This window comes from Candidatus Filomicrobium marinum (assembly GCF_000981545.1).
In the GTDB taxonomy this organism is placed as follows: domain Bacteria; phylum Pseudomonadota; class Alphaproteobacteria; order Rhizobiales; family Hyphomicrobiaceae; genus Filomicrobium; species Filomicrobium insigne.
Genome location: NZ_LN829119.1, coordinates 1,600,779 through 1,626,273, shown reverse-complemented (window position 1 = coordinate 1,626,273; position 25,495 = coordinate 1,600,779). Strand labels below are relative to the sequence as shown.

Here is a 25,495-nt window from a genome sequence, read left to right as displayed (position 1 = left end):
GTCTATAATTTGATTTTACCGATTTCCCGAAGTTGCTCTTTGAGCGTCTCGCTATCGAGCTTTTCAAACGGCAAAGCGATGAACTTCCGGATGCGATCGCTCATGATCTGCAAAGTCTCAGAAAACGCACGGCGTTGGGCCGCAGGTGCGCCTTCGACGCGCGACGGATCGGCTATTCCCCAATGCGCACTCACCGGATGACCCGGCCATACTGGACAAACCTCGTCGGCAGCGGCATCGCAAACGGTGAATATGAAATCGAACTGCGGAGCCCCTGGCTGGGCAAACTCATCCCAGGATTTGGAACGCAAAGCGTCTACGTCATGGCCAAGTTCTCCGAGGAGATCTATCGCGTAGGGATGGATGCGTCCGCTTGGCTGGCTGCCGGCGCTGTATCCAAAGAATCTGCCCTGCCCCAACCGGTTCATTGCGCTTTCTGCGAGGATTGAACGGGCGGAATTATGCGTGCACAAGAACAGCACATTGTAGTTCTTACCAGGCACGCCGTCTCTCCTTCGGCGAACAGCTTTTTTTGATTTCGTTGATGATGGGCGTGCAAATTTCCGGACTGCCGCCACAACAATCCTTAAGCATAAACACCGTCAAAGCCCGCAAGCCTTCGAGAGAGGCCCGATAGACTATCGACCGGCTATGCCGCTCGGACTTGACAAGTCCCGCACGTGAAAGATGCGCCAAGTGCGTGGACATCGTGTTTTGCGGAACATCCAGAAGACGTGAAATCTCTCCAGCAGGAAGCCCTTCAGGCTCATGCCGAACGAGCAGGCGAAAGGCGTCCAACCGTGTCGGTTGAGCAAGCGCGGCGAGGGCGAGCAGAGCATCACTTTTATCCATATATCGAGATATCCAGAAATGTAGCCATCCGTCAATCCCAATCTGTCACCAGATCGCGGAAACCAGCTGTGGCCGGATTTTCTAGCGCGCAAGCCTGATTTTTTGGCGTTGTGTAGAAATTATGCCCATCTCCTATATAGGAGTTGACGCCATTCTCTGGGGCATTAATCTCAATATGCAGCAAGTCCACCATAGGACATCGTGTTGATGCGGGTCCCGAGAATGAACGCACAGGACGACAACAGGGGACCTTCGGAACCCAAGGAATCCGCGAAGTCGAAGCATCGGTTGATCGCGGAGCAACTCCTCAGCGAGATCGAATCCGGGCGCTGGAAGCCCGGCGGTCAGCTTCCGTCCGAAGAGCAACTTGCCAAGGAAGCCAAGGCGAGCCTTGGCACCGTTCAGCGTGCTCTCCGCAATCTCGTCGACATGGGTGTTGTTGAACGCCACCAAGGGCGGGGGACTTTCGTATCCGGCGCACGCGCACCGGAGCGCCATCTGCGCCATTTCCGTTTCAAGGCCGACGGCGGGGAACAACTCCTGCCTGTCTATTTCACCATTCTTGACGCTGAAGAGACTCAGGAGAGCGGGCCTTGGCGGGATTTCCTCCAGGCCAAAGAGGACCGGTTCATCCGCATCCGGCGGCTCGCATCAATCAACAAGGAATTCGACGCTTTTAGCGAGGTCTACCTGCCGGCAGACCGCTTCGGGCAGCTCGCGCGTATGAAGCGGGTAAACCTCGACGGTGTCTCTATCCGCGACATGCTCGCCGAGCGCTTCAACGCGCCTACACTCAACTCGCGTCAAACAATGCTCTGTCAGGCCCTTCCTCCGCGCGTAACGCGCATTATCGGAGTGCCTGCTGGGCAATACGGAATTGTCTGGACGATCTGCGGGATGACTTACCGCGACGTGCCCATCACATGGCAACGCATCTTCCTGCCTCCAAGCGATCGAATGTTGGAGATCGCAAGCGGAGCACCATACGAGGGGGCCAGCAAGAGTGGGGGCTAGCTTCTACAAAATAGCGTTTTTTATTTCTTCTTCCCGAAGGTCTCGACGGTCGCAGACAGCTCGGAAACTCGGGGGATTGAGCACGGGCCAAAAACAAGCGCAGACGGACAAAGTCTGCCAGAGCATTCGCCGGTTTGAGCCGGAACCCTTTTCAAGTTTGAGCATAGGAGAAGAAGATATGACGACACCCAATCCACTGCGGCTCGCACGCAAATTCGCCCGATATAGCGCTGCCTTGGTGGGCGCCGTCGGTATGGCGTCGATGTCCTTCCTGCCTGCGTCCGCACAAGACATGCCGGAGCTTAGCTTGAAATTCGGGCATCCCTACAACGAGGCTCACCCTCTGTCTCGCGGTGCACAGAAGTTCGCCGATATCGTGAAGGAAAAGAGCGGCGGCAAGATCACTGTCACTGTCTACCCCAACAGCACCATTGGTTCGTCGCGCGATCTCGTTGAAAGTCTCCAGATTGGCGGCGTTGTTGATTTCGCACTGGTGCCCACGACCAATGTCGCCAGCTTCTATGCTCCGCTCGACATCTTCTATCTGCCATTCATTTTCCGTGATCGTGAGCACGCCTATGCCGTTGCTGACGGTCCTGTCGGCAAGAAGCTCTATGAAGACATGTTGAAAAAGACCGGCATTCGTACACTCGCGATGTATGAAAGCGGCTTCCGTACCATCACGACGCGCAACACAAAAGTCGAGAAGCCGGACGACATGAAGGGCGTCAAGTTCCGCGTGGTGAACAACCCGCTGAACGTTGCGACCTTCAAGGCACTCGGCGCCAATCCGACACCTATGGCGCTCTCAGAAGTCTTTACCGGGCTTCAGCAGGGCACCATCGACGGTCAAGACAACCCCGTTGGCAACGTGAAGGCCTTCGGCTTCGACAAGGTGCAGAAGTTCATCACTCTGTCCAACCACCAGTGGGCCGGCATCATGTTCCTCGCCGACGACAAGATGTGGCAGAAGCAGCCTGAAGCCGTTCAGAAGCTCTTCCAGGATGCCGCGCTAGACACGCAGGCTTGGGAACGCGAAACGCTCAACGAAGAAGAGGCAAAATATCTTTCCGAAATGGAAGCTGGCGGCATGACCGTGACCCGCCTGACGCCCGAACAGACCAAAGCCTTCCAGGCCGCGATGAAAAAGGTCTGGGACGAGTACCGTGGCAAGCTCGGCAGTGAGCTGATCTCGAGCGTTGTCGAAACCAAGTGAGAAAGGATGGGCCGCCAGGAACGACTACCGGAGAAATCATCATGAAAATCGTCCAGAAAATCCTAGACTTTTCCGAGCATATCCTGGCGGCCATTTGTGTCGTCTGCTTCGCCGCGATGTTTGTGCTTGGCGTCGCTACGGTGTTCTTTCGCTTCGTCGTGGAGAGCTCTTTGGCTTTCCCCGACGAACTCATACGCTATCTGTTCGTGTGGGTGATGTTCTTAGGATCAGCTGTTGCGCTTCGGCGCAACTCCCACGCTGCAATCGGAATCTTCATTGATCAACTTCCCGATGGGGCCAAGCGTGTCGCGCTCCTCTTCGCATCATTGGCCAGCGCGCTCTTCTTCACCATCCTTGTCGTAAAGGGCGGAGAACTTACCCTCCGGGTGATGCCGCAAATCTCACCTGCGCTCGAGGTTTCGATGGCTTGGGTGTATGCGGCGGTGCCGGTCGGTGCAGCCTTCATGCTGATCTATGTCGTGGAGCTTTTCGTACGGCAACTCACGGCCCCAGCTTCCGAACTCGTCTCGAGCGGAAGCTGAGCTCTTAGACGCACTTCTTTCAGACCTGCGCCGAAAGCGGCCTACGAGGGACCTCCGACATGACGACCGCTACAATTTTTATCACACTCATCGCTTTGATGATGATCCGAACGCCGATCGCTGTTGCACTCGGGCTGGCAAGCATCGCAGGTCTCGCGTTGAGCGGCATCAGCTTCGAGATTGTTGCCCAGCGCATGTTCTCGACGAACAATTCATTTCCACTGCTCGCTATCCCGTTCTTCATTCTTGCCGGTGAGATCATGTCGACAGGCGGTATGTCGCGCCGCCTCGTGGATTTCGCGGGATCTCTCGTCGGTCATTTCCGCGGAGGCTTGGGCGCAGTCGCCATTCTCGGCTCCAGCTTCTTCGCTGCGCTCTCGGGCTCTAATGCTGCGACCGTAGCCGCCATTGGCAGTGTCATGAACGGACCAATGGCGGAGAAGGGATATGACCCGCAGTACACCGCGGCCACAATCGCCGCCGCCGGCGTCACGGGCATGATTATTCCGCCGAGCATTCTGCTCATCCTTTACGGAGTCGTTACTGGCGTTTCGATTGCGGATCTATTCCTCGCTGGAATTCTTCCGGGCGTCCTGATCTGCGTCAGCATGCTGTTCCTTAACTGGTTCCTCTCTGCTCGGGAGAAAGTTGAGAAAGCGGAGTTTCAAGGTGCTGGCGAGATCGTCCGAACGTTCAAAGCGGCGTTTTGGCCGCTCCTCATGCCGGTCATCATTCTCTCGGGCATCTATGGCGGTATCTTCACGCCAACCGAAGCTGCGGTCGTGGCCGTACTTTACGGGCTGATCGTTGGCTGGGCTTACGGCGAGCTCTCGCTGAACTCGCTTTATAAGGCGTTCTTCAAGGCGGTGATATCGTCTGCCATCGTGATGTTCATCATGAACGCGGCCGGCGTCTTCGCCTGGTTGATTACCATCAACCAGATTCCGCAAAGCATCTCTGCGTATCTCGCGGCAACTGCCGGCAATCAGATTTTCTACATTCTATTCGTCAACGTCTTCTTGCTGCTCGTGGGCTGCATGATGAACGCCGCCGCGGCCATCGTTATATTCACGTCGATCCTCTACCCGGCGGCGATGAGCTTCGGCATCGACCCCATCGTGTTTGGTGTGATCATGGCGGTGAATCTGAGCATCGGCACTGTCACACCGCCGCTTGGCGTCGATCTGTTCATTGCTTCCGCCATCACGAAAGTCTCGGTGGAACGGATCGTCGTTTCGATCTGGCCTTACATCTTGGTGCTGATCATCGACCTCCTTTTGATCTCCTATTGCCCGCCGCTCTCCACGTTCCTGGTGAACGTCTTCAAGTGAGGTCGCGCTAGACCGATCCACAAGGAAACTGGCGCGCTGATGCAAAAAACGGCGCGCCCAAATCTACTGATAAGAAGGACTGGAAGATCCATGACAAGTACAAACGCCGACGTGACCTCGAACCGTCCGTGGGAGGAAATGGACAGCGGTGTTATCCGGCGTGCGATCGCCGACAATCAACTCGGGCACGCCGAGATCTCACCGTCAGGCCGTTTCGAAGCCGGTTCCTATGCATCGTTCACGCTGACCTACACTGCCGGCGTGTTCGGCGTCGATGATTCCGGAAGCCTCCGCGTCTGCTTCCGTTTCGCTTCGGACCAAAGTAACCCGCAGTTCGACGACCCTAAAGGCCCTAACTACTGCACGGTCGAAGCCTCCAACGGCGCCGTACTCCAGGTGCGGTGGGATCCGAAGGCCAACGTGCGCCCCTGGGATCGTACGTTATGGATCAAGGTCGTGAAGGGATACCTCAAGGAGGGCGATCGCATTGTGATCCGCTTTGGCGTGACGGATCATGGCGGTCCCGGCATGCGGCTTCAGACCTTCTGTGAGCAGACGTTCGAATTCCGCGTACTGGTCGACCCGATCGCAACCTTCAACTTTCAGACGCTTCCAGATCAGCCAATGATCTCGATCGTTCCGGGCGCGCCGGAACGCTATGTCGCCGTACTGCCGACGCGGCGGCGCCCCGGCGAGCGTTTCGCTTTGAAAGTGAAGGGCGAAGACAAGTGGGGTAACCCCTCAGATCAGTGCGACGCCGCGCTTACGTTGGAGGCACGCGGCGCCATCGACGGTCTTCCAAAGACGCTCGAAATGAAACCCGGTCGTTTTGCCTTCGAGTTGGACGGACTTTCTGTTGCTAAACCGGGGGAAGTTTCCGTCCTCGTTCGCGATGTTTCCGGCGCAGTCGTTGCGGAGACCAATCCGCTCATCATCGAGGATACGAAGCTCGTCCATTTCTGGGCTGATCTGCACGGACAGTCGGAAGAAACGATCGGCACGGGCAGCGCGCGCGAATACTTCGCCTTTGCCCGCGACCGCGCGTTCGTCGATGCCTGCGGCCACCAGGGCAACGATTTCCAGATTACCGACGAATTTTGGGCAGAACTCAATCGTATCACAGCCGAGTTCGACGAACCCGGCCGCTTTATTGCCCTGCCCGGATACGAATGGTCGGGAAACACTTCGCTTGGTGGCGACCGTAACGTCTATTTTCCTGTCGAAGACCGTATCATCCGCCGATCCTCGCATGCTTTGATCGAAGACCAAGCGACGGCCAAATACGACTGCACGACCGCAGGCAAACTGTTTGAAGCTTTTGCTGAAGCTGGTGAATTCGACGTCGTTTGCTTTGCGCACTGCGGCGGGCGTTACGCTGATATCAAGGTCGCGCATGACGGACGTTTCGAACGGTCGGTCGAAGTTCACTCATCATGGGGCACGTTCGAGTGGCTGCTGCATGATGCGTTGGACTTAGGCTACCGAGTCGGTGTTGTGACAAACTCGGATGGACACAAGGGGCGCCCGGGCGCAAGCTATCCTGGTGCTGGAAAGTTCGGCGCTATCGGTGGACTTTCCTGCTATCTGATGGAAGAGCTCTCGCGGTCTGCACTGCTTGATTGCCTGAGAAAGCGCCACCACTACGGCACGACCGGTGGTCCGGGCGGCCGTATGATCATCGACCTCAAAGCGCGCTTCAGCGCAGCGGGAACGCTCTATCATGACGATCCGAAGCTCGGACCGGCGGAAGGCCACTCTGCGACCGAAGCTCTGATGGGCGACATCGTACACTTGCCGGATGGCACGTTTAACCTCGATGTGTCGGTCGCTTCGAACTCGCCTATCGAGAGAATCGACATCTTCAACGGCCGCGAACTTGTAGAGACGTTGCGTCCCTATAGCGAAGCCGATCTCGGCGCCCGTGTCCGGGTGCTTTGGGAAGGCGCCGAATATCGCGGGCGTTTCCGGGAAGTGATCTGGGATGGAAGCGCACGATTTAACGACAACGGGATCGTGGAAGCGCGCCCCGTGAACTTCCTGAACCGGGACAAGAAACTGGAGCAGGACGGCACAGACGGGCTGACGTGGAAGGCGCTGACGACGGGTAACTTCGGCGGCTTCGATGTGACGCTGAATGATGCGAAGGCAGGCGTTCTTGAGTTGAAGACACCGCTTGTCTCGTTCGAACTGCCGGTGGCTGACATCGGAATGGAAGACCGTGTTTACGACGCGTCGGGACAATTGCCACGCTTCGTCAAGGTCTTCCGCTTGCCGGAAGACAACCCACACCGCAGCTTCCGCTTTAATCGCGATGTTCCACTGCATGCGAACGGCGACAACGCCATCTACATCCGCGTTACACAAGAGGATGGCACGCGTGCATGGACCAGCCCGGTCTATGTTTATAGATAAGGGCCGAAGTGCCCCCACGTCCGCGCGCGGCTCGGAAGGTCGCGCGCGGATTCACGTGTGAGCACCAATAAAAACTTGGCGTCTGAGCGACCAATAAGGGCCGCTTACCAGGAGTTGCCCTATTGGGATTAGAATCCTTTGTTGTCATTCTGGTCGCAGGGGCCCTCGCCGGGGGGTTCGTCAACGGGCTTGCCGGCTTCGGGACCGGCATCACTGCAATGGGCATTTGGCTCTATGCGGTCTCACCAACCGTCGCGGCGACACTGGTCATCGTGTGCTCTCTGGTTGCTCAACTTCAAACTCTTCCCAAAATTCGTCACGCCATCGAGTTGAAGCGTGTTGTCCCTTTTATCGTGCCCGGCCTGATCGGCGTGCCCCTTGGCACCGCACTCCTTGCGTCGATCGATGTCAGAACATTCAAGCTTGGCATTGGATGCTTGCTGCTATTGTACGCCACGCACTCCCTTCTTCACCGGTCTCGGAGCCCCGTCGCGTGGGGTGGTCGCCTAGCTGATGGCGCTGTTGGTCTCGGAGGTGGAATTTTGGGCGGGCTGGCTGGGCTGTCAGGTCCACTGCCGACGATATGGGCTGATGTCCGAGGCTGGACGAAGGACCAAAGACGAAGTGTGTTCCAAGTCTTCAATATCACCATATGCAGCGCCGCTCTGGCGTCGCATTTTGCTGCCGGGCTCGTGACAAAGGAACTTGGCATCGCCGTAGCTGCCGCTCTGCCGGGAACATTCGCCGGTGCGTTCCTCGGGTCTGCCTTGTATGCCCGCGTCAACGATAAGCGTTTCAAAGAGATCATTTTGGCATTGCTGGGCGTGTCCGGGATCATTCTGGTTTGGACAAATATCTAAGACGCCCCTTCGCTTTGATATCCGCTTGTTCTTGTCCACCTGGAACCTGGTGGCGGCATCGCAGCGCGGGCGCTGCACAGGCCCAAATATCTGATATAGGTCGCCCCGAGTGTGAGAAACGCTCGGAGAATGGCAATCGGGGATGACCTAAATTTGATGCAACGGCATCGTAACGACCAGCACAGCGGCAAGATCCTCCTGCTTATCAGCGAGGATTGGTTCGCGCTTTCTCATTTCAAGCCGCTGATTGCGACCTTGAGAGAGTTTGCCAACGAGGTCGTGATTGCGACCCGATCCTCCGGGCGCTTCGATGAACTCGAGGCGCTTGGCGCCCGTGTTGTGCCGTTCGACTTCCGTCGTTCCTCGCTGTCTCCCCTTCGTCAGGCCGGAACGGTGCGGAGCCTCGCGCAGCTCATTGCGCAAGAGCAGCCTGACGTCGTCCATGTGGTCGCGATGCAGCCCATGGTGCTATCCGCCCTTGCCCTGAGAATGGCTCCACGGTGTCGCGTCGTTATGCACCTTACAGGGCTTGGCTTTCTCGGAATTTCCGAAGGCATGGCTGCTCGGGTTATTCGACCGGCGGCATTTGCCGCACTCGGCGGTATTCTCGGCCGGCCCGACACGTGGCTCCTAGCGGAAAACCCCGATGACCGCGCCTACCTCACGAACAACGGCATAAAGATTGGAACGCGCTCGACCGTGTTGGGCGGAGCGGGCATAGATATTGAAGCTTACCCCGCTCTTCCTCCTCCAACTTCGACAGTTGCATCAACGGCTTTTGTGGGCCGGATTATCCGTTCCAAAGGACTGGAAACACTCGCCGAAGCGGCTCGTATCTTGCGCCATGACGGAACAAAGATCACGTTGAAGCTTTACGGCAAGATTGATCATGACAATCCTGATGCCATCTCAGAGGCGCAGGTCGCGCAGTGGCAACGCGAGGGGCTCCTTGTTTGGCACGGCCATGTCTCGGACGTTCGCGACGTCTGGGCCGATACTGATATATGCGTTCTGCCGGCGATCACGCGGGAAGGTATGCCGCGGGCAGTTCTAGAGGCCGCAGCGTGCTCTCGGCCTTTGATCGTCACCGACGTTCCCGGCTGCCGGCACTTCGTTCGCAACGCGGTGGAAGGCTATGTCGTCCCCGCAGGCGATGCACAGGCTTTGGCAACGGCTTTGGCCCGGCTCGTGCGCGAGCCTAATTTGCGCGTGGAGATGGGCAAGGCAGCGCGGGAGCGCGTCTTGTCCGGCTTCACACTGGAACACGTGCAGGAAGGCATTCGCAGTGCCTACAGCGCGCTTCTCGCTCAGCACAACGCATAATTTTACACATGGCAAATCCACCTCTTCTCACACTCAAAGATATCCATCTGACGTTTGGTGGAACTCCACTGATCGAAGGCGCAGAACTCAGCGTTGCCGCAGGGGACCGGCTCTGTCTCGTTGGGCGCAACGGATCGGGTAAATCAACCTTGCTGAAGATCGCTGCCGGCCAGATCGAACCTGATTCCGGAACCCGTTTTGCACATCCAGGAGCGGTGATCCGTTATCTACCGCAGGAAGCTGACTTCTCTGGCTTCAAAACAACCAGTGACTACGTCGCAGCGGGATTGAGCCCGACGGATGATCCGTATCGTGGTCAGGTCATGCTTTCTGAACTCGGGCTTTCGGGTGAGGAAGACCCCGCGCAACTTTCCGGTGGCGAAGCGCGACGGACGGCACTTGCGCGCGTCTTGGCGCCAAGACCTGACGTTCTTCTGCTTGATGAGCCCACAAACCATCTCGATCTCCCTGCCATTGAGTGGCTCGAAGCCGAACTCAAGACGACGAAAGCGGCGCTCGTCCTGATCAGCCACGACCGGCGGTTTCTAGAGAACCTATCCCGGTCGACTATCTGGCTCGATCGGGGAATTGCGCGTCGGCTCGATCAAGGTTTTGCAAGTTTTGAAGCATGGCGTGATCAACTTCTCGAACAGGAGGAGACCGAGCGACATAAGCTCGATCGCAAAATCGTTCGAGAAGAGCAATGGATGCATGGGGGTGTTACAGGGCGCCGCAAGCGTAACGTCCGCCGCGTCGCGGAACTCCGCGCAATGCGAAATGAGCGCAGCGAATTCCGCCGCGCACAAGGCAATGTGGTTCTGGAGGCCTCGGAGAGTCAGCTGTCGGGCAAGCTCGTCATCGAGGCAAAGAACCTGACGAAGTCATATGGTGGCAACCCGGTCGTCCAGGACTTTTCATTGCGTGTGCTGAGAGGGGATCGGATCGGCTTCGTAGGACCGAACGGCGCGGGCAAAACGACTTTGATTCGCATGCTTACGGGCGAGCTCACGCCAGACAGTGGCGATCTTCGCCTCGGCACCAATTTGGAACTGGTCATGCTTGATCAGAAGCGCGACGACCTCGACCCCAACGCCACCGTCGCCCATGCTCTGACCGGCGGACGTGGCGACCAAGTCATCATCAACGGCAAAGCTCGGCATGTTGCGAGCTATATGAAGGATTTCCTTTTCCTGCCGGAGCAGGCGCGCTCCCCCCTATATGTGCTCTCGGGTGGCGAACGTGGACGATTGATGCTGGCACGTGCATTGGCGAAGCCCTCCAACCTTCTCGTGCTGGACGAGCCGACAAACGATCTCGATCTTGAGACTCTCGATCTGTTGCAGGAACTGCTCGCGGATTATCCGGGCACAATCCTGCTCGTCAGCCATGATCGCGATTTTTTGGATCGCGTGGTCACCAGCGTTATCGTTCCAGAGGGAGAAGGCCGTTGGCGGGAATATCCGGGCGGCTATTCGGATATGATCGCGCAATGCCGTGGGGCAATGGATATTGCGCCTGACAAAGGCATGCCTGCACCCGAGCGGCGAGAAAAATCATCAGTCTCTGAGAAGAGTGGTAACGAACGGGGTGCGGCACAACGCAAGCTGTCCTTCAAGGAAAAGCACGCGCTGGAGAAGCTTCCCGGCCAAATCGATGCGCTACAGGGTGAGATCCAGGGCCTTCATGCGCGCATCGCTGATGCCAATTTTTACGCGAAGGATCCCGGCGGCTTTACGCAGGCAAGCGAGCGGCTGGCCGCAGCCGAACGCCAACTCGCCCAGCTTGAGGAAGAATGGCTGGAACTGGAAATGAAGCGAGAGGAACTGGAAGGCTGACTCGCGAGGCCGCCTGAGGCGTGGACAAGCGGCCTCGCGGGTTTTCCGTTTTTACGCACCCTGCTTCCAAACCGCCGTAGACCGGCAGCGATTGCATACACGGTTTCCGGACCAGGCACTGACAAACTCCTCATGGCATACGAGGCAATGCCTGACCTTTTCACCTGGTGCCAACGTCGTCGTCTGCTGCTGCTTTTTCTTTCTCATTTCTCTTGTGTTCCTTCTCTTGCATGAACATATAAGGAACATAGGTTGATTATTCAAGTTAACTCCCCTTCAGGACGCCGCTCAGTGCAGGGCGGCTATGCGCATGCGGAGTTCAGTAGATCTGCTTGAACTCACCCTGCTGCCCCCCATATGTTTGCTTAAAGATGCTTTTCGGGTGGCTTTAGAGAAGCACTCAAGAGGCATGGAGGCCCAACTGTAAGGGCTCCAAGGAAGGGCCGGTTTTTTCCGGAAAAAAGTCGCTTAATACAAGGACTTGATTCAAAGATGACACGCATGGGTATGCTCTCCCACCCGCTTTTGCTTGGGTTTGAAGAGATCGAACGTCTGGTCGACAGAGCCGGTAAGGGTGCCGATGGCGGCTACCCGCCTTACAACATCGAACGCGTGGCAGTGAGAGATAACGGCAGCGCTGAGCTGCTTCGCATCACGCTCGCGGTTGCGGGTTTCACGAGCGACCAGCTTGAGATCACTCTAGAGGACAACCAGCTTACCATTCGCGGCCGTCAACAGGACGACCAAGCCCGCGACTATCTTTATCGCGGCATTGCTGCCCGGCAGTTTCAACGCACCTTCGTCCTGGCCGAAGGGATCGAAGTGAAGAATGCCAACTTGGTGAACGGTCTCCTCTCAATAGATCTGGTCAGGCTAGAGCCGGAAAAAACGATCCGAAAGATCGATATCGGCAACGGAAAGCCTTAGGCCCGACCGTTAAGATCAAGAGTAGAGCAAGCAAGTAGCGTGGCCTGATCACGCGAATCGCGCAATCATGTAGGCTATTGGCGTCGAGCGGTTGGATACGCGCTCCAGTCCCGCCGCGGTAGTCGGGCATGATGGCCTTGGAGCCATGGTGATTTGGCAAAGGCGGATGAAGGGAGTTGCGTCATGACTGAACATCGGGACCAACTGAAGAAATCTATGACTACCAGTGAGTTCGCAGAACTCGGTGGTGGCGAGGTGGCGTACATTAAAACGCTCACCTCAGATCAAGCTCACAAGATGTTTCCCGCGATCGAGGGGTTGCCTGAGGGTATTAATCTCTATGCCCTGCACGCGGCAGATGGCACGCCGCTGGCCCTTACCGATTCGATGCAGGCTGCGCTTGGCCATGCACTTGGAGACGAACTGGAGATTGCCAGCCTTCACTAAGGTGCAATCTCGCAACAATTGAGAAACTTTCCAGGCCCCGACCCTATGTCGGGGCCTTTCGGTTTTTGGCCGCCTCAACCGCGATAGTGAGCGAACTGCCCCTTTGGATTGAAGCGCTCGAGATAGGTGGGAACGATGATGCCCGCCGCGTGGATGTTCTCCACGCCCAGACTTTCAATCGTGCGCTGCTCGTTTTCTGCCGCCTCGCTTACAACGTTGTCGACTTGCAGTAGCCGAACCTGGTCGAGCGTCAAAGGCCGAACCTGATTTGGTAGCGGCCAAGTTGCGACTGCCATGAGTTTGGCGAGCCAGAAAGGCAGGTTCAGATAGCGGCGGCGGCGGCCTGACCAATGCTGGGCGTGATCGAGAATTTGGCGAAACGTAAACACGTCAGGACCGCCAAGCTCATGCACCTCACCTGGGGCTCCGGCGCCCTCAACGGCGTTCGCAATCGCCGTACCGAGATCACCGACGAAAATCGGCTGGAAGCGCGTCCGCCCACCGCCGATCAACGGCAGAAACGGCGAAATTCGTGCCATGCCCGCGAAGCGATTGAAGAACTCGTCTTCGGCTCCAAAGAGAACCGATGGCCGCAAGATGATTGCGCTCGGGAACTCCTCCAACACTGCCTGTTCGCCAGCGGCTTTCGTTCGCGCATACTGCGAGGGCGATTTGGCATTAGCCCCCAACGCTGAGACATGGATCAAACGGCGCACGCCCGCTTCACGCGCCGCCCGGGCGACGGCACGCGCCCCCTCAACATGCACGGCGGAGAACGTCTGGCGGCCGGTCGGCGACAGTATGCCGACACAGTTGACAACTGCCTCAGCACCTTCGATCGCCGGGGCGATCGATTGGGGATAACGCAGGTTCGATTGGACTGCGTGAATTTGCCCGACAACGCCCATCGGTTGTAGATGCCCAGTCAAGTCCGGACGGCGGCAGGCTGCCCGAATACGCCATCCGCGCTCAGCGCATTGACGCGTTGCATAGCGGCCGACAAAGCCAGAACCGCCAAAGATCGTGACCAAGCCACCGTGGAGAAGCTGCATCGTCTGATCCCGCTCGTGATAGTTTGATTGCTGTGTTTATCTTATACTTGATGTCGTGGCGAACTCCGAACTCGTGGCTTTACACGACGTCGCGACAACCGGAAAGCCTGCGAAAGGTCACGTACCAATTGACAACGGCCGCGGCGCCAACTAACTCATGCGCCCTGACCCACCCAATGCCCAGGTGGCGGAATTGGTAGACGCACTAGTTTCAGGTACTAGCGGGTAACACCGTGGAGGTTCGAGTCCTCTCCTGGGCACCATCACTTTCCTAAGTGCTTATAGCGCCATAAGAAATTGACATCATTGAGAAATCGGTCGCCCCACTGCTACACAGGGGTGCTACACAATGGTGCTGCTAATGGCCCGGCCAACAAAGCGTTCAAGATCATCCAATCGTCAGTTCAGAAAGCGTGTTCCCGCCGACGTGCTCAACGTCGCTCGCGGACAACGAATATCGTTCTCGTTGCCTAAGACGCACCTTGATGACGAGCGCATCCTCGTGTCTGCCACGGTAGGCAACGAAATTTCCTTTTCACTTCGCACGGGAGACATATCTCTGGCGAAGCTCCGACACAGCGCGGCGCTGGAGCAGTTTGAACGCGCTTGTGCTGCGTATCGCAATGGCCCCCGCCGTCTCTCGAACCAAGACCGCCACGCGCTCGCTGGCGTCCTCTATCGTGATCTTGCGGCTGCCTTTGAAGATGAGCCGGTCAGTGCGGAGTGGTGGCGGATTGTTCAGGGTGTCACCGAGGATGCGGCAAACGTTCCAATGCCGACACTTACGCGGTCAATCGAAGGCCGCAAGCCGCTCACTATCGCGGGGCCTAATGAAAACCGCTTGCAACTGCTTGAACGACACGTCGGCCCCTTCCTTGACGCGATACTCGTTCGCGAAGGTGTCATTGCTGACGACGGACAGCGTCTCGAACTTCTCGAAGCCTTTGCAAAGGCTCTCATCGATGTCGCTAAAAAGCTCAAGAGGAACGCGGAAGGCGACTACAGTCCCGATGCTTGCGCTCATCGCTTTCCCAAATGGGATAACAACAGCCCAAAGCCGTCTCAATCCTTAGCTTCGCTAACCTTTGACGACTTGTTGGCACGTTGGGAGAAAGAAAGCGAGAAGGCTGCAAGTTCCAAAGTTTCGTTTAGAGCCAGCGTCGCTGCCCTCGCAGCACACCTTGGCCACAAGGATGCGCGGCAAGTTACAAGGGCCGATGTGATCGCCTGGAAGGACGCCCTTATCGACAAAGGATTGTCGGCGAAGACCATCAACGATAGCTAGCTCGCCAGCATCCGCACACTGTATAACGTCGCCAAGCGAAACGATCTGATAGAGGCAAACCCCGTTGAGAGGGTTCGCGTCCTTCAGAAGAAAAAGGCCGGGCAGGGTAGGCTTCCTTATAGCGATGATGAGGTCGCAGCCATACTCGCTCTTGCTGACGCTGAAACCGTCCCACACTTACATTGGATACCGTGGCTGCTTGCCCTCACCGGAGCTCGTGTTGGGGAGATCGCTCAACTATGGGGGCAGCACGTCGAATCCATCGAAGGGATTCACGTCATACACATCACGCCAACCGCTGACGGCGGCACTCTCAAAACAGCCAGTTCTGAGCGCAAGGTTCCCCTTCATTCTGCCCTCATCGAACGCGGCTTCCTCGACTTTGCCGCCACTCGCAGCGGCGGCCCACTGTTTTACGGCGGCAACAAAGCGAAGCCCCGCCCCCGAAAGCCCAATGCGTCGGGCCACGCCTCCGACGGTCCCATCAATCGCGTTCGCGAATGGATACGCTCTAATGGATTCAACGAACCCCGCAAGGCTCCTAATCACGCCTTCCGTCACTGGTTCAAGACCAAGTGCGCTGATCTAGATATTTCAAACAGTGTCGCCGATGCGATCCAAGGGCATTCTGACCAAAGCGCTGCCGCTGGCTATCGCAAGATCAGTCTCAACAAAATGGCGGAGGCTATCGATAAGATTCCGGTGCCAACGGGGAAGCAGACAACCGGCGACGCGTAATCTCCGTCCACAGCTTCTATCCCGTGTTGAACCAAGCAACGGGATGGGGGATCAATCAGCGTGGCGCGGATGGCGGGAAACCGCTCCCACGCAAAGGGGACATTGAAAACGCTAAGCTTTTTCGCTCGCTAGACCGCACCTTTGTAGCGGTCTTTGTAGTGGCTTGGCAAGGCATCTAGCCTATTGTTGATCGATTATCTCCGCCTGAGTGACCGTCAATTGCCACCGTCGTAGATATGCCCCGTGTGCACTCTCAAGAAGTGCAGGATTGGCGTGTAGCAGATCGACGAAGGTCCGGACGCCGCCATCCCAGTCCGCAAGCAGAGCCCTTGGCATGATCTTCCAACCAAGACTGTCCAGCGTATAGCGGCTCCGAACTTGGTTTCGTGCCATGCTTGTCGTTATCCAGTTGTCTTCTGTCTCTGTGCCGCCGACTGCCACCGGGTCGATGTGTTCCAGGCTTGCCGTATGGGACCAGTACGCCTCATGCGTTTCGTCAGACTTCCAGTTGGGGTGCACGGGAAAGGTCGTCGGCCAAAGCGCTGAGAGAACTCTCAAGTATGCTGGGAGCAGCATAAGGTCGCCGGTATAACGACAGCGAAAGCCGTCAGCTTTAAACACGCGGAGCCTTCGAAGGTCATTTATGGTTCGGCCCGTTCGGATAGCCCCAGAATGGGGCCAGCCCTCGTGAAGCACCCGCTCACCCTCTTCAGTATCTCGCTGCAGGACCTTCTGCCCTGCCCCGATCAACAATCTCGCAAGATCGTTATGACTCGAAGCGTTCCCCACTCGATCCCCCGACATGACGATCCAAAGGCAAGCCCTCTTCACATTTTCGGTGTTAACCGTCTGTACCAAACACGATCAGCATCACTTTACAAAGCATCTCCCGCTGCTTCCTGACAGCCTCCCTTTTTCCGCAGAAGTTCATAGAGCTGCCCCGGCCCTAACAGCACATCTTTCAGACCTTGCTGCACCCTCTTGGAGCTGAGCGCCTGATTGCTCATGGTCGTATGGGCGTCCAGCGCGTCCATGATCGCGTCTAGGATAGCCTTTGGCAGATCGGGAGAGCTGGAGAACTGTTCCTTGCTGTTGTTGGCCGCCTGTTGAGCCAGCGTCTCGCTTTCCAGCAGCTTTCCCTTGATGACGTTGTTGACGTAGACGAGCTGGTCATCGTCCGTCACGTCACCCTGGAACAGGTCGTTCAACTTGGCCACGATCTCCGCGAGGAGCGCCTTTTCCTTCTCCTGAACCGAGCCGGAGCCGGTTTCTGTAATCGGCGGCAGCTTTTCACTCTCGCCGTTCACAACCAGAGGCGTCTTGCCCTTGCTGTAGAGTCTGTGATGGGTGAGGACGATCTTGGATACGTCCACACCTTCGCGCTGCCGTCCGAAGTCCAGAAGGGGAATGAGGCGACGGTAAAAGATACTTCGAGCCTCAATGGCCGTGTTGCCATAGTCGAAGATCTGTGAAAGGAAGCTATAGAGACGCAGAAACGCGCCCATGTCGTTCTTGAACAGCAACAAGGCGTTCATCTCGTCCTGAGCGTCCTTGGTAGCTTTCTCGTCCTTCGCCTCTGTAGCGTTCTGCCATCGTAGCTGAGCGCCTTTGTAGGATTTGAGCAGCCGATCTGCGACAGGATGGATGGCGGCTATTAGGTCCCCTTGCTTCGCCTTCTCATCCAGCTCCACCTTCACGACGCGCTCAACCTCAAACTCGTCATAGTGGCCAGTGGCGTCTAGCTTCGCCCTCAGGTCGAATACGAGGTTCGGATCTGTAACGTCGGCCAACTCCGCCGTCTGGTAGTAGGTTCGGAAAGCAGTTAGGATCTCGTCCGAGCTGTTCACGAAATCGAGGACGTAGGTCGTATCCTTACCTGGATAAGCGCGGTTGAGGCGGGACAAAGTTTGCACGGCCTGGATACCCGCCAGTCTTCGGTCCACGTACATGCCGCAGAGCAGCGGCTGATCGAACCCTGTCTGAAACTTGTTCGCAACAAGCAGGATGTGATGCTCGGGCAGCTTGAAGGCTTCCCGAATCTCCCGGCCATTAAGATTAGGGTTCAGCTCTTTGCTCGTCTCCTTGAATGGATCAGGGCCACTTTCAGGATCATTGACCTCGCCTGAGAAGGCCACCAGTGTGCCGAGCGAGTAGTCATTCTCTTTTGATGTATTTCTGGATGGCGAGCTGCCAACGGACCGCCTCCTTGCGGCTTCCAAGCACCACCATGGCCTTGGCCTTGCCGTCGAGTAGCGGCTGCACGGTCGAGCGGAAATGCTCAACGACGACCTGCACCTTCTGGCTGATGTTGTAGTCGTGGAGCCGTACCCAACGCATGAGGCTCTTCATCGCCGCGCCGCGCTCGACCTCCTTCTCGTCCACCTCCCTACCGTCTTGGGCTAGTTTGAAGGCGAGGCCATAGGGCGTGTAGTTCTGCAAGACGTCGAGGATAAAGCCCTCCTCGATGGCCTGGCGCATCGAGTACACGTGAAACGGCTCTGGCAGGTTCTTATCGCTGGCGGGCTGTGCAGGGTCGGGACGACGACCGAACAGCTCTAGGGTCTTGCCCTTGGGTGTCGCGGTAAAGGCCACGTAGGTGATGCCGTTGTCAGCAGCCCGCGCTGCCATCTGTGCCGCGAGCACGTCCTCGCTGCTGACGCCGCCGCCATCATCCAGGTCGGCGATCTCTTGTTCCGAGAGAACTTGTTTAAGCTTGGCGGCAGTCTCGCCGGCCTGACTTGAATGGGCCTCGTCGGCTATGACGGCGAACTTCTTGCCCTTGGTCGCGGCGAGCTGCCGAACCTGCTCAAGTGCAAAAGGAAAGGTCTGGATCGTACAAACGACGATCTTCTTGCCACACGCCAAAGCCTCGGCCAGCTTGGCGCTCTTAGCGCCGTTCTCGCTGGTGATGGTTTCGACCACCCCGGTCGTGCGCTCGAAACTGAAGATCGCTTCCTGCAGCTGAGTGTCGATGACCGTCCGATCCGACACCACGATGACGCTGTCGAATATCTTGTCGTCTTGATCGTTGTGCAAGTCCGCGAACAGATGAGCCGTCCACGCGATGGAATTGGTCTTGCCCGAACCGGCCGAGTGCTGGATCAAAAACTTGCTCCCAGCGCCTTCGGTCAGGACCGCATCGCGCAGCTTGCGCGTCGCATCGAGCTGATGGAAGCGAGGAAAGATAAGCCCCGAAATTTGGCCCTTGGTGTTCTTCTGGGCGACCATGTAACGGCCAAGAACCTCCAGCCAGCTATCGCGCTGCCAGATCTCCTCCCAGAGGTAAGCCGTGGGGTGCCCCTTCGGATTGTTCGGATTACCTTTGCCTTCCTCGTTGCCCTTGTTGAACGGCAGGAAGCGGGTGTCTGGTCCCTGCAGCCTTGTCGTCATCATCACTTCGGCATTGCTGACCGCGAAGTGGACGAGGGCTCCGGTCGGGAACGTCAGAAGGGGCTCGGCGGCTTGGCCCTTTGGGCTTGGGCGACGGTCGAACCTGTACTGGTCAACGGCGTCCTGAACGCTCTGGGTGAAGTCCGTTTTGAGTTCGACGGTAGCGACCGGAAGGCCATTGAGGAATAGGACGAGGTCGAGACAGTTCTCGTTCGCGATGGAGTAATGCACCTGCCGCACAACGCGCAGCCGATTGGCCTTGTATCGCGCCAGGATCTCCTCGTTAAGGCCGAAAGCCGGCTTGAACTCGGCGAGCTTGAGCGGCACCCGAAGGCCGATCATCTCTACGCCACGGCGTAGGACCTCCAGTGTGCCACGCTCATCGAGCTGTTTGCGGATACGGTCCAGGAGGACGCCTTCAGCGGCAGCCCCGTGGTTCTTCTTGAGGGTCTCCCACGCGATAGGCTGCGAGGCTTCGATCCATGCAACGACGTCGGCCGGGAGCAATGCGCGAGCGCGGTCGTAGTCTTTCCCGTCGCCTTCCGCGTAGAGCCAGCCATTGGCAGCGAGATACTCGCAGACTTCGGTCTCGAAGCTGATTTCCTTGTGAAGGCTCATCGTTGTGCACTCCAGGGCAAGGTATGGCCAAGGGCGTTGCCTTCCACGAGCCATGCCGGAGGGTTCTTGAAGCTGATGTTGCGAAGGGCGTAGGCGAGGAGCGCAACGCCTTGCTCGTGGCTCGCCACTTTGCGCGGCATGAAGTACTCGACGAAAGATGCGGTACGGGGACCTACCACAGAACCCATGAGGCAATAGCGCCCGAGACCATCCCAAACGACGTCAAACTCCACGCCATCAATCTCGAAGCGGTACCCGGAAGAGGTTTGTACGAAGCCCAAGTCGTTGAGCACGTTGGCCAGTTCAACCGTGACTTCTGCACTCCCAGTCATGCCGCTTCACCTGACGATAGCTGCAGCTGGGCAGCTTCCCACTCCTTGTAGGACATCGACCCATCGGCAAGGTACCAAGCCGTCGTGCCGTTGGTAGATCGTCCGCTGACCACGGCGGCTGCAGCACTCGGGCTAGAAAAAGCATAATTCTCGGTGAATACGCAGTGATCACCCTGCTCGCGCAACACGCCGCTCCTTCGTAGCTCCTCGTAAAGTGACGTGTAAGTGCTGGATACCCCTTCCCATCGGATGCGAGCGAGCGAGCCAGCCAACACGATGAACTCACCGTCGCGAAGGACGGCTGTTGCGTTCAGGCCATGCCTCTTGCTGGCGAGTTTGAACTCTGGCGTAGTGCCTGATCTCGTTGACGATGATGCCTCTGCGGGCCGGGTGTTTCGCATGAACATGTCTACGCGGAGAGCCGGGAGTACCATGAATAGGTAATCGAGAAACGCCTCCATATTTGACTTCGCGGCCTCAGAAAGCCCCGGCTTTGCTGGGTTGGTCCCATTGCCAAGAGCGACACGTCCGACGTCCCGGGCTACCTCGATAAGGCGGGCCTCCAAATATTTCACGTGCGCCTTATGGAGATTGTTGGCGGTTGACGTAATCAGCACCGCAGTTGTCCACCAATCCTTGCGCGTGTCGTGATTGCGTATTCGGTCGGAGATGTCCTCGCCTTCACCGATATAGGCGCGTGGTTCCCCATCCTGCTCGCCAATCAGGATGTAAACTCCAGTATGCCGCGCCTCTTTGCGCGAAAGCGCCGCCCCAATACGCGTTCGGGGCGTCATCAGAATGTGACCGGTCCAATTAAAGACTTCCGCCGTGAGCATCCCGTCCGGCTTGCCCTCAATGAAATAGAGTTCAAGGGAACGGCCCTCGACGGTCGCAGTCATGCCGCTACCCCTTCCGCCTCTGCCATCTCCCGCACGTCGATCTTGCCTGTAACGGCGGCGGAGATCAGGGCGGACCGGCGCTCAGTTAGCAGCTCCACAGCGTTGCGGGCTTGAGTCAACAAGTCGGCGAGACGCTGCGTTTCGTTATCAAGCCAATCACATATTGAAAGTTGCTCTCCAGGAGGCGGAAGTAGCATGGGAAACTTTCGCAGCATCTCCAGGGTGATTTCCTTGAACGTCGCACCTTTAGAGATTCTGAAAAATTCACCGGATGCGCCGTGACTGCGAAGAAAATAAAGAACAAAGCGAGCTGAAACATCTTTCGCGGGGCTAAACTTAGCAGTTCCCTGAGTAAGGTTGGCTCCATCGAGATATGGGGGAACCATTAGCGCTTTCCCAACGGTGGCCCGGATAGCAATTACCAGGTCTCCCGTCCGCACTCGTGAGCGAGCATATGCCTCGTCAATCTCCGGACTTGTGCGGAGATATCCATCGATTGGCAATTCGTCGCCGGACATATCGGACGTCCTGATGTATGGGACGCCTCCATCAACATCCGGCCCGGCCTGAACAATGCCGTAAGTGATCGTCGTTTCCGGCCGAGCCAGTCGAGCCAACCTGGTCACCTCCCAATGCTCCGGCACCTCACCTAGCCATTCGACGCCTGAGTCCTTCATTCGGATATTGGGATCGAGGCCCTTGGTGACCGCGCGGGAGATTACGGCCTGACGCTTCTCCTTGAGCAGCTCGATCAGCAGCTTCTGCTCCTCTACCAGTGCATCGATCTTGCCGGTTTCTCGGTCTAGGAAGGTGGAAATCGCAGCTTGTTCTTGCGGGCTAGGCAACAAGATTGGCAGACGTCTGAGGTCCGCAAATTTCATCGACTGCCGAAGACCGCCTCCCATCGAGTAGAAGACCTTCGATACGTCGTACGCCCGAAGCAAGTAATGCAGGTAGCCTGGCGAGACGCCCTGAGGGCATACGGCCAGATACGCTGACGTAATTATTCCTCGTTCTTGGACCAATGCCGTTCGCAAACTGCGCTTGTCGTTCTGAAGGTCCGTGAGGCGAAACACGATATCGCCCGGGTGAACCACCTGATAGGTTTCAAACGACCCCGGCAGCAAGCCATCATTCGACGACATGTTTTTGCGAATAATTCTCCCATAACTCAGCGAAAGAAGATTGTCCTCCACCAACCCGGCGTTGGATTCATCTCTCTCCCGAACAACACCAAGCAACGGCAGGATTTGCCAATGTGAGGGGACGGGACCGACCCAAGGCAATCCACTTTCTTGGTACTGGATATATCTGTGTGCCGTCACGCCGACAGCTCCCCGATTATCGTGAGAATGCGGCCAGTCACCTGCTTCAACTCGGCGTCGATCACTTCCAGCGGGCGCGGCGGCTCGAAGACGTAGAAATGGCGATTGAAGGGGATCTCATAACCGACCTTGGTCTTCTCATGGTCAATCCAAGCGTCCGGCGCGTGAGGCTTCACTTCGCGCTCGAAGTACACCTCTACGTCCTCGCCGAGAGGAACGTTCTCTGTATCCCGCAACGAGCTATCAGGCTGCGGCTGGCCCTTGTTCTTGCCGCGCTCGATAAGGACGGGCTTGCCGTCCTCGCCCTGGAGCGGGCGCTCGACGGTGATGGTGCGATAACCGAACACCTCGTTGGGGAAGATGCGCGAGAGTGGCGCGAGCTTCACCTTGCCGCCCACTGGTGCTGACGGTACACGCTCGCCATTCAGCACGACTTCGCGGCCGACGTCTTTGCCGTTGGAGTCGAAGAGCGTCGCGAGCTGCGCCTCCTGAAAGCTGCCAAACAGTTTCGTAATGGCGGTAATGTCTCCCGCGCCCATCTCCTTGCGCTTTGCCCCTAGGCTCTTGCGCATCTTCTGCCAGAAGCTCGAACCGTCGATCAGCTGCACTTTGCCCTTGCGCTGAACCGGCTTTCGGTTCGTCAGCACCCAGACGTAGGTGGCGATGCCCGTATTGTAGAACATGTCCGTTGGCAGAGCGATGATCGCCTCCAGCAGATCGTTCTCCAGCACGTAGCGGCGGATTTCACTTTCGCCGCTGCCAGCCCCCCCGTGAATAGCGGCGATCCATTGAGGACGATGGCGAAGCGGCTCCCGCCATCGGCAGCTGAGCGCATCTTTGAAATCAGGTGCAGTAGGAACAGCAGCGAACCATCTGACACTCGGGGAAGGCCAGGACCGAACCTGCCAGAGAAGCCGCGATCCTTGTGCTCGTCGCGAATGGCTTTCTCGACCTTCTTCCACTCCACCCCAAACGGCGGATTGGAAAGCATGTAATCGAACTTCGCGCCAGGATGGCCATCGTCCGACAGCGTGTTGCCGAAGACGATGTTGCTGACGTCTTGCCCCTTGATCAGCATATCCGCCTTGCAGATGGCGTAGCTTTGAGGGGTTAGCTCCTGCCCGTGCATTACGAGCCGCGCACTATCGTTATGTTCCTCAAGGTACTCATCGGCTACCGACAACATGCCCCCAGTGCCCGCTGTAGGGTCATAGATGGTTCGCACTACGCCAGGTTTCGACAGAACGTCGTCATCCTCGACGAACAGCAAGTTGACCATCAGCCGGACGACCTCGCGAGGGGTGAAGAACTCACCCGCGGTCTGATTGGATAGTTCCGCGAAACGGCGGATCAGCTCCTCGAAGATGAGGCCCATTTGATGATTCTTGACCCTATCTGGGTGCAAGTCGATCCCAGCGAACTTCTCAGTGACTTGATAAAGAAGCTTGGCCTTGGTCAGCCTGTCGATCTGGGCGGCAAAGTCGAAGCGCTCGAAGATGTCCCGAACGTCCGGGGAGAACGCCTGGATATAGGCGAATAGGTTTTGGGCGATGTTATCCTGATCACCCATCAGCTTCTGCATGTCGAGCTGGTCTAAGGACCTATCCGAATTGCACGATAGAGCACGCCAGAGTACGATAACCACCTGAAATTTATTGATTTTCAGGATCGAAGCTCCGAAGTCTCTATCCGTGAATACGCCTTGATTTCCGCCCGCGTGCTTGCGTGGTGCTTACTCGAAATCGGGGCTTCCGAGGGACGGGAGCATGACCAAACTAACCAAACGGATTGTAGAGGCCGTCGAGCCGCAGAGCAAAGGTCACGTCCTCTGGGACGACGACTTGCCTGGCTTCGGTCTGCGTGTCTACCCCTCGGGAAAGCGGAGCTACATCGTCCAGTACCGGTCCCGTGGCCGCTCGCGTCGCTACACGATCGGCCTTCATGGCGTCTGGACACCCGAGACTGCGCGCCGCGAAGCCAAGGCCCTGCTCGGACAGGTCGCCCATGGCGGCGATCCTGCTGAGGAACGCGAGGAAGACCGCAAGGCGCTGACCATCAAGCAACTGTGCGAGCAGTACATCGCCGACATGGAAGCCGGCCTCATCCTGGGGAAAGGCGGCCGGCCGAAGAAGGACACCACCATCGCCACCGATGTCGGGCGTATCCGTAGGCACATCATCCCCCTTCTCGGGACGCGACGCGTGCGGGACATCACCAAGCCTGACATGAACAACCTGATGAAGGACATCATCGCCGGCAAGACACGCGTGACCATGAAGACCGAAAAGCTCCGCGGCAAGGCCATCGTTCGCGGCGGCCGCGGCACCGCGATCCGGACGATGGGTCTGCTTGGCGGCATCTTCTCATACGCAGTCGAAGCTGGGGTGATCGAGCACAATCCTACGCACGGCCTTCGCAAGCCGAAATACCAGGTTCGCGACCGCCGGCTAAGCGAAGCTGAGTACCGTATTTTGGGAGACATCCTTCGTCAGGCCCAGCGAAGCGACCGCTACAGGATACATGCCGAGATCCTCAGGCTGATTACGCTGACCGGCTGCCGGCGCGGGGAAATCGTCAACCTCAAATGGAGCGAGGTCGATCTTGAGGGGAGCTGTCTGCGGCTGGTCGATAGCAAGGAAGGCTCCTCGGTTCGCCCGGTCGGGCTTCCCGTCGTAGAGTATCTGGAGGCGCAACGGCCTCAGAGAACCGGCACCTACGTCTTTCCCGGTCAGGGCGAGGATAACGCGATTGGAAACTTCCCCCAGAGCTGGAAGAAGCTCTTCTCGGACAGCCCTCTTTGGGACGTGACGCCCCATGTCCTGCGGCACAGTTTCGCGAGCATCGCCAACGACCTGGGCTTCACCGAGATCACGATCGCAGCGTTGATTGGCCACGCCAAGGGATCAGTCACGAGCAAATACGTCCATACGCTGGATTCCACACTGATCATGGCTGCGGATACGGTTTCCGGCTATGTGAAAGCCCTGCTCGAAGGCGTTGAGTTCAGGCGCAGCACCTACACCCTGGATCGCCAGTCCCGGCAGAGTGCGATCGAACTGATGCTCGTCGATGCTGCTAGGTAAGCATATTCGGCCAT

The 25,495-nt window shown here is 57.5% G+C and carries 24 protein-coding genes and 1 tRNA gene; 13 read left to right on the top strand and 12 right to left on the bottom strand.

The features are described from left to right. Positions 1–2: 2 nt before the first annotated feature. Together YBN1229_RS07785 and YBN1229_RS07780 are read right to left on the bottom strand one after the other, a co-directional pair. Entirely contained in the window at positions 3–503 is a 501-nt protein-coding gene (locus tag YBN1229_RS07785) for an arsenate reductase ArsC (RefSeq protein WP_046477866.1), read from the bottom strand. Continuing rightward, entirely contained in the window at positions 493–852 is a 360-nt protein-coding gene (locus tag YBN1229_RS07780) for an ArsR/SmtB family transcription factor (protein ID WP_046477863.1), read from the bottom strand. The genes YBN1229_RS07785 and YBN1229_RS07780 overlap by 11 nt, the downstream gene beginning before the upstream one ends. A 207-nt stretch (positions 853–1,059) precedes the next feature. Between YBN1229_RS07780 and YBN1229_RS07775 the strand changes: the two genes are divergently transcribed. The 10 genes from YBN1229_RS07775 to YBN1229_RS07730 all read left to right on the top strand — a co-directional run bounded on the left by YBN1229_RS07775 (position 1,060) and on the right by YBN1229_RS07730 (position 12,759). After that, a complete protein-coding gene (locus YBN1229_RS07775) occupies positions 1,060–1,866 on the top strand; it encodes a GntR family transcriptional regulator (RefSeq protein ID WP_082101066.1) in 807 nt (268 codons plus the stop codon). 178 nt (positions 1,867–2,044) lie between these two features. Next, complete coding sequence (locus tag YBN1229_RS07770) at positions 2,045–3,082, top strand: TRAP transporter substrate-binding protein (RefSeq protein ID WP_046477859.1); 1,038 nt, start codon at positions 2,045–2,047, stop codon at positions 3,080–3,082. A gap of 41 nt (positions 3,083–3,123) precedes the next feature. Next, the gene (locus YBN1229_RS07765) at positions 3,124–3,624 is read left to right on the top strand and encodes a TRAP transporter small permease (protein WP_046477858.1); all 501 of its coding nucleotides are present in this window, start codon (positions 3,124–3,126) and stop codon (positions 3,622–3,624) included. Positions 3,625–3,683: 59 nt separating this feature from the next. Beyond that, positions 3,684–4,955, top strand: a complete 1,272-nt coding sequence (locus YBN1229_RS07760; RefSeq protein WP_046477856.1) for a TRAP transporter large permease — start codon at positions 3,684–3,686, stop codon at positions 4,953–4,955. 90 nt (positions 4,956–5,045) lie between these two features. Next, a complete protein-coding gene (locus YBN1229_RS07755) occupies positions 5,046–7,367 on the top strand; it encodes a DUF3604 domain-containing protein (RefSeq protein ID WP_082101065.1) in 2,322 nt (773 codons plus the stop codon). Between the two features lie 122 nt (positions 7,368–7,489). Continuing rightward, on the top strand, positions 7,490–8,227 hold the full coding sequence (locus YBN1229_RS07750) for a sulfite exporter TauE/SafE family protein (RefSeq protein WP_046477853.1): 738 nt from the start codon (positions 7,490–7,492) through the stop codon (positions 8,225–8,227). 129 nt (positions 8,228–8,356) lie between these two features. Next, on the top strand, positions 8,357–9,550 hold the full coding sequence (locus tag YBN1229_RS07745) for a glycosyltransferase family 4 protein (RefSeq protein ID WP_052743781.1): 1,194 nt from the start codon (positions 8,357–8,359) through the stop codon (positions 9,548–9,550). An 8-nt stretch (positions 9,551–9,558) separates the two neighbouring features. Continuing rightward, on the top strand, positions 9,559–11,385 hold the full coding sequence (locus tag YBN1229_RS07740; RefSeq protein ID WP_046477851.1) for an ABC-F family ATP-binding cassette domain-containing protein: 1,827 nt from the start codon (positions 9,559–9,561) through the stop codon (positions 11,383–11,385). Positions 11,386–11,877: 492 nt separating this feature from the next. Beyond that, the gene (locus YBN1229_RS07735; RefSeq protein ID WP_046477848.1) at positions 11,878–12,312 is read left to right on the top strand and encodes an Hsp20 family protein; all 435 of its coding nucleotides are present in this window, start codon (positions 11,878–11,880) and stop codon (positions 12,310–12,312) included. Positions 12,313–12,495: 183 nt separating this feature from the next. After that, positions 12,496–12,759 carry a DUF1150 domain-containing protein gene (locus YBN1229_RS07730; protein WP_046477846.1) on the top strand — a complete coding sequence of 88 codons (264 nt, stop codon included), beginning with the start codon at positions 12,496–12,498 and terminating at the stop codon, positions 12,757–12,759. Between the two features lie 74 nt (positions 12,760–12,833). Here YBN1229_RS07730 and YBN1229_RS07725 read toward each other — a convergent pair whose 3' ends face one another. After that, the gene (locus tag YBN1229_RS07725) at positions 12,834–13,811 is read right to left on the bottom strand and encodes a complex I NDUFA9 subunit family protein (RefSeq protein ID WP_046477844.1); all 978 of its coding nucleotides are present in this window, start codon (positions 13,809–13,811) and stop codon (positions 12,834–12,836) included. A 178-nt stretch (positions 13,812–13,989) separates the two neighbouring features. Between YBN1229_RS07725 and YBN1229_RS07720 the strand changes: the two genes are divergently transcribed. After that, a tRNA-Leu gene (locus YBN1229_RS07720) sits at positions 13,990–14,074 on the top strand. Positions 14,075–14,172: 98 nt separating this feature from the next. Beyond that, positions 14,173–15,096, top strand: coding sequence for a hypothetical protein (locus tag YBN1229_RS07715; RefSeq protein WP_152024968.1), 924 nt, complete (start codon positions 14,173–14,175; stop codon positions 15,094–15,096). Positions 15,097–15,333: 237 nt separating this feature from the next. On the opposite strand, the gene YBN1229_RS07710 is transcribed toward YBN1229_RS07715, so the two are convergent. The 9 genes from YBN1229_RS07710 to YBN1229_RS19265 all read right to left on the bottom strand — a co-directional run bounded on the left by YBN1229_RS07710 (position 15,334) and on the right by YBN1229_RS19265 (position 23,980). After that, positions 15,334–15,645 (bottom strand): hypothetical protein, encoded by a 312-nt coding sequence (locus YBN1229_RS07710; protein ID WP_152024967.1) that lies wholly within the window; start codon positions 15,643–15,645, stop codon positions 15,334–15,336. A 369-nt stretch (positions 15,646–16,014) separates the two neighbouring features. Then, positions 16,015–16,410, bottom strand: a complete 396-nt coding sequence (locus YBN1229_RS18655; RefSeq protein ID WP_152024966.1) for a hypothetical protein — start codon at positions 16,408–16,410, stop codon at positions 16,015–16,017. A gap of 299 nt (positions 16,411–16,709) precedes the next feature. Then, positions 16,710–17,969, bottom strand: a complete 1,260-nt coding sequence (locus tag YBN1229_RS19050) for a type I restriction enzyme subunit R domain-containing protein (RefSeq protein ID WP_197540897.1) — start codon at positions 17,967–17,969, stop codon at positions 16,710–16,712. A gap of 19 nt (positions 17,970–17,988) precedes the next feature. After that, positions 17,989–19,842 (bottom strand): type I restriction endonuclease, encoded by a 1,854-nt coding sequence (locus YBN1229_RS19045; RefSeq protein ID WP_197540896.1) that lies wholly within the window; start codon positions 19,840–19,842, stop codon positions 17,989–17,991. Then, positions 19,839–20,174 carry a hypothetical protein gene (locus YBN1229_RS07695; RefSeq protein WP_046477838.1) on the bottom strand — a complete coding sequence of 112 codons (336 nt, stop codon included), beginning with the start codon at positions 20,172–20,174 and terminating at the stop codon, positions 19,839–19,841. The genes YBN1229_RS19045 and YBN1229_RS07695 overlap by 4 nt, the downstream gene beginning before the upstream one ends. Next, entirely contained in the window at positions 20,171–21,073 is a 903-nt protein-coding gene (locus tag YBN1229_RS07690) for a GIY-YIG nuclease family protein (protein ID WP_046477835.1), read from the bottom strand. Before YBN1229_RS07690 ends, YBN1229_RS07695 begins: the two co-directional genes overlap by 4 nt. Further along, positions 21,070–22,398 carry a restriction endonuclease subunit S gene (locus YBN1229_RS07685; protein ID WP_046477833.1) on the bottom strand — a complete coding sequence of 443 codons (1,329 nt, stop codon included), beginning with the start codon at positions 22,396–22,398 and terminating at the stop codon, positions 21,070–21,072. Before YBN1229_RS07685 ends, YBN1229_RS07690 begins: the two co-directional genes overlap by 4 nt. Then, a complete protein-coding gene (locus YBN1229_RS19270) occupies positions 22,395–23,129 on the bottom strand; it encodes an N-6 DNA methylase (protein ID WP_197540895.1) in 735 nt (244 codons plus the stop codon). Before YBN1229_RS19270 ends, YBN1229_RS07685 begins: the two co-directional genes overlap by 4 nt. Beyond that, entirely contained in the window at positions 23,039–23,980 is a 942-nt protein-coding gene (locus YBN1229_RS19265; protein ID WP_197540926.1) for an HsdM family class I SAM-dependent methyltransferase, read from the bottom strand. Before YBN1229_RS19265 ends, YBN1229_RS19270 begins: the two co-directional genes overlap by 91 nt. A gap of 184 nt (positions 23,981–24,164) precedes the next feature. Between YBN1229_RS19265 and YBN1229_RS07675 the strand changes: the two genes are divergently transcribed. Beyond that, on the top strand, positions 24,165–25,481 hold the full coding sequence (locus YBN1229_RS07675; protein WP_046477831.1) for a tyrosine-type recombinase/integrase: 1,317 nt from the start codon (positions 24,165–24,167) through the stop codon (positions 25,479–25,481). Positions 25,482–25,495 lie beyond the last annotated feature (14 nt).

What these genes read in the sequence shown, in the direction of transcription:
- YBN1229_RS07755 (WP_082101065.1), top strand. Translation starts at nt 5,046, where the DNA reads ATGACAAGTACAAACGCCGACGTGACCTCGAACCGTCCGTGGGAGGAA.
- YBN1229_RS18655 (WP_152024966.1), bottom strand. Translation starts at nt 16,410, where the DNA reads ATGCTGCTCCCAGCATACTTGAGAGTTCTCTCAGCGCTTTGGCCGACG.
- YBN1229_RS07675 (WP_046477831.1), top strand. Translation starts at nt 24,165, where the DNA reads ATGACCAAACTAACCAAACGGATTGTAGAGGCCGTCGAGCCGCAGAGC.
- YBN1229_RS07775 (WP_082101066.1), top strand. Translation starts at nt 1,060, where the DNA reads ATGCGGGTCCCGAGAATGAACGCACAGGACGACAACAGGGGACCTTCG.
- YBN1229_RS07695 (WP_046477838.1), bottom strand. Translation starts at nt 20,174, where the DNA reads ATGACTGGGAGTGCAGAAGTCACGGTTGAACTGGCCAACGTGCTCAAC.
- YBN1229_RS07735 (WP_046477848.1), top strand. Translation starts at nt 11,878, where the DNA reads ATGACACGCATGGGTATGCTCTCCCACCCGCTTTTGCTTGGGTTTGAA.
- YBN1229_RS07730 (WP_046477846.1), top strand. Translation starts at nt 12,496, where the DNA reads ATGACTGAACATCGGGACCAACTGAAGAAATCTATGACTACCAGTGAG.
- YBN1229_RS07690 (WP_046477835.1), bottom strand. Translation starts at nt 21,073, where the DNA reads ATGACTGCGACCGTCGAGGGCCGTTCCCTTGAACTCTATTTCATTGAG.
- YBN1229_RS07740 (WP_046477851.1), top strand. Translation starts at nt 9,559, where the DNA reads ATGGCAAATCCACCTCTTCTCACACTCAAAGATATCCATCTGACGTTT.
- YBN1229_RS19265 (WP_197540926.1), bottom strand. Translation starts at nt 23,980, where the DNA reads ATGCAGAAGCTGATGGGTGATCAGGATAACATCGCCCAAAACCTATTC.
- YBN1229_RS19045 (WP_197540896.1), bottom strand. Translation starts at nt 19,842, where the DNA reads ATGAGCCTTCACAAGGAAATCAGCTTCGAGACCGAAGTCTGCGAGTAT.
- YBN1229_RS07765 (WP_046477858.1), top strand. Translation starts at nt 3,124, where the DNA reads ATGAAAATCGTCCAGAAAATCCTAGACTTTTCCGAGCATATCCTGGCG.
- YBN1229_RS07780 (WP_046477863.1), bottom strand. Translation starts at nt 852, where the DNA reads ATGGATAAAAGTGATGCTCTGCTCGCCCTCGCCGCGCTTGCTCAACCG.
- YBN1229_RS07715 (WP_152024968.1), top strand. Translation starts at nt 14,173, where the DNA reads ATGGCCCGGCCAACAAAGCGTTCAAGATCATCCAATCGTCAGTTCAGA.
- YBN1229_RS07760 (WP_046477856.1), top strand. Translation starts at nt 3,684, where the DNA reads ATGACGACCGCTACAATTTTTATCACACTCATCGCTTTGATGATGATC.
- YBN1229_RS07725 (WP_046477844.1), bottom strand. Translation starts at nt 13,811, where the DNA reads ATGCAGCTTCTCCACGGTGGCTTGGTCACGATCTTTGGCGGTTCTGGC.
- YBN1229_RS07745 (WP_052743781.1), top strand. Translation starts at nt 8,357, where the DNA reads ATGGCAATCGGGGATGACCTAAATTTGATGCAACGGCATCGTAACGAC.
- YBN1229_RS07770 (WP_046477859.1), top strand. Translation starts at nt 2,045, where the DNA reads ATGACGACACCCAATCCACTGCGGCTCGCACGCAAATTCGCCCGATAT.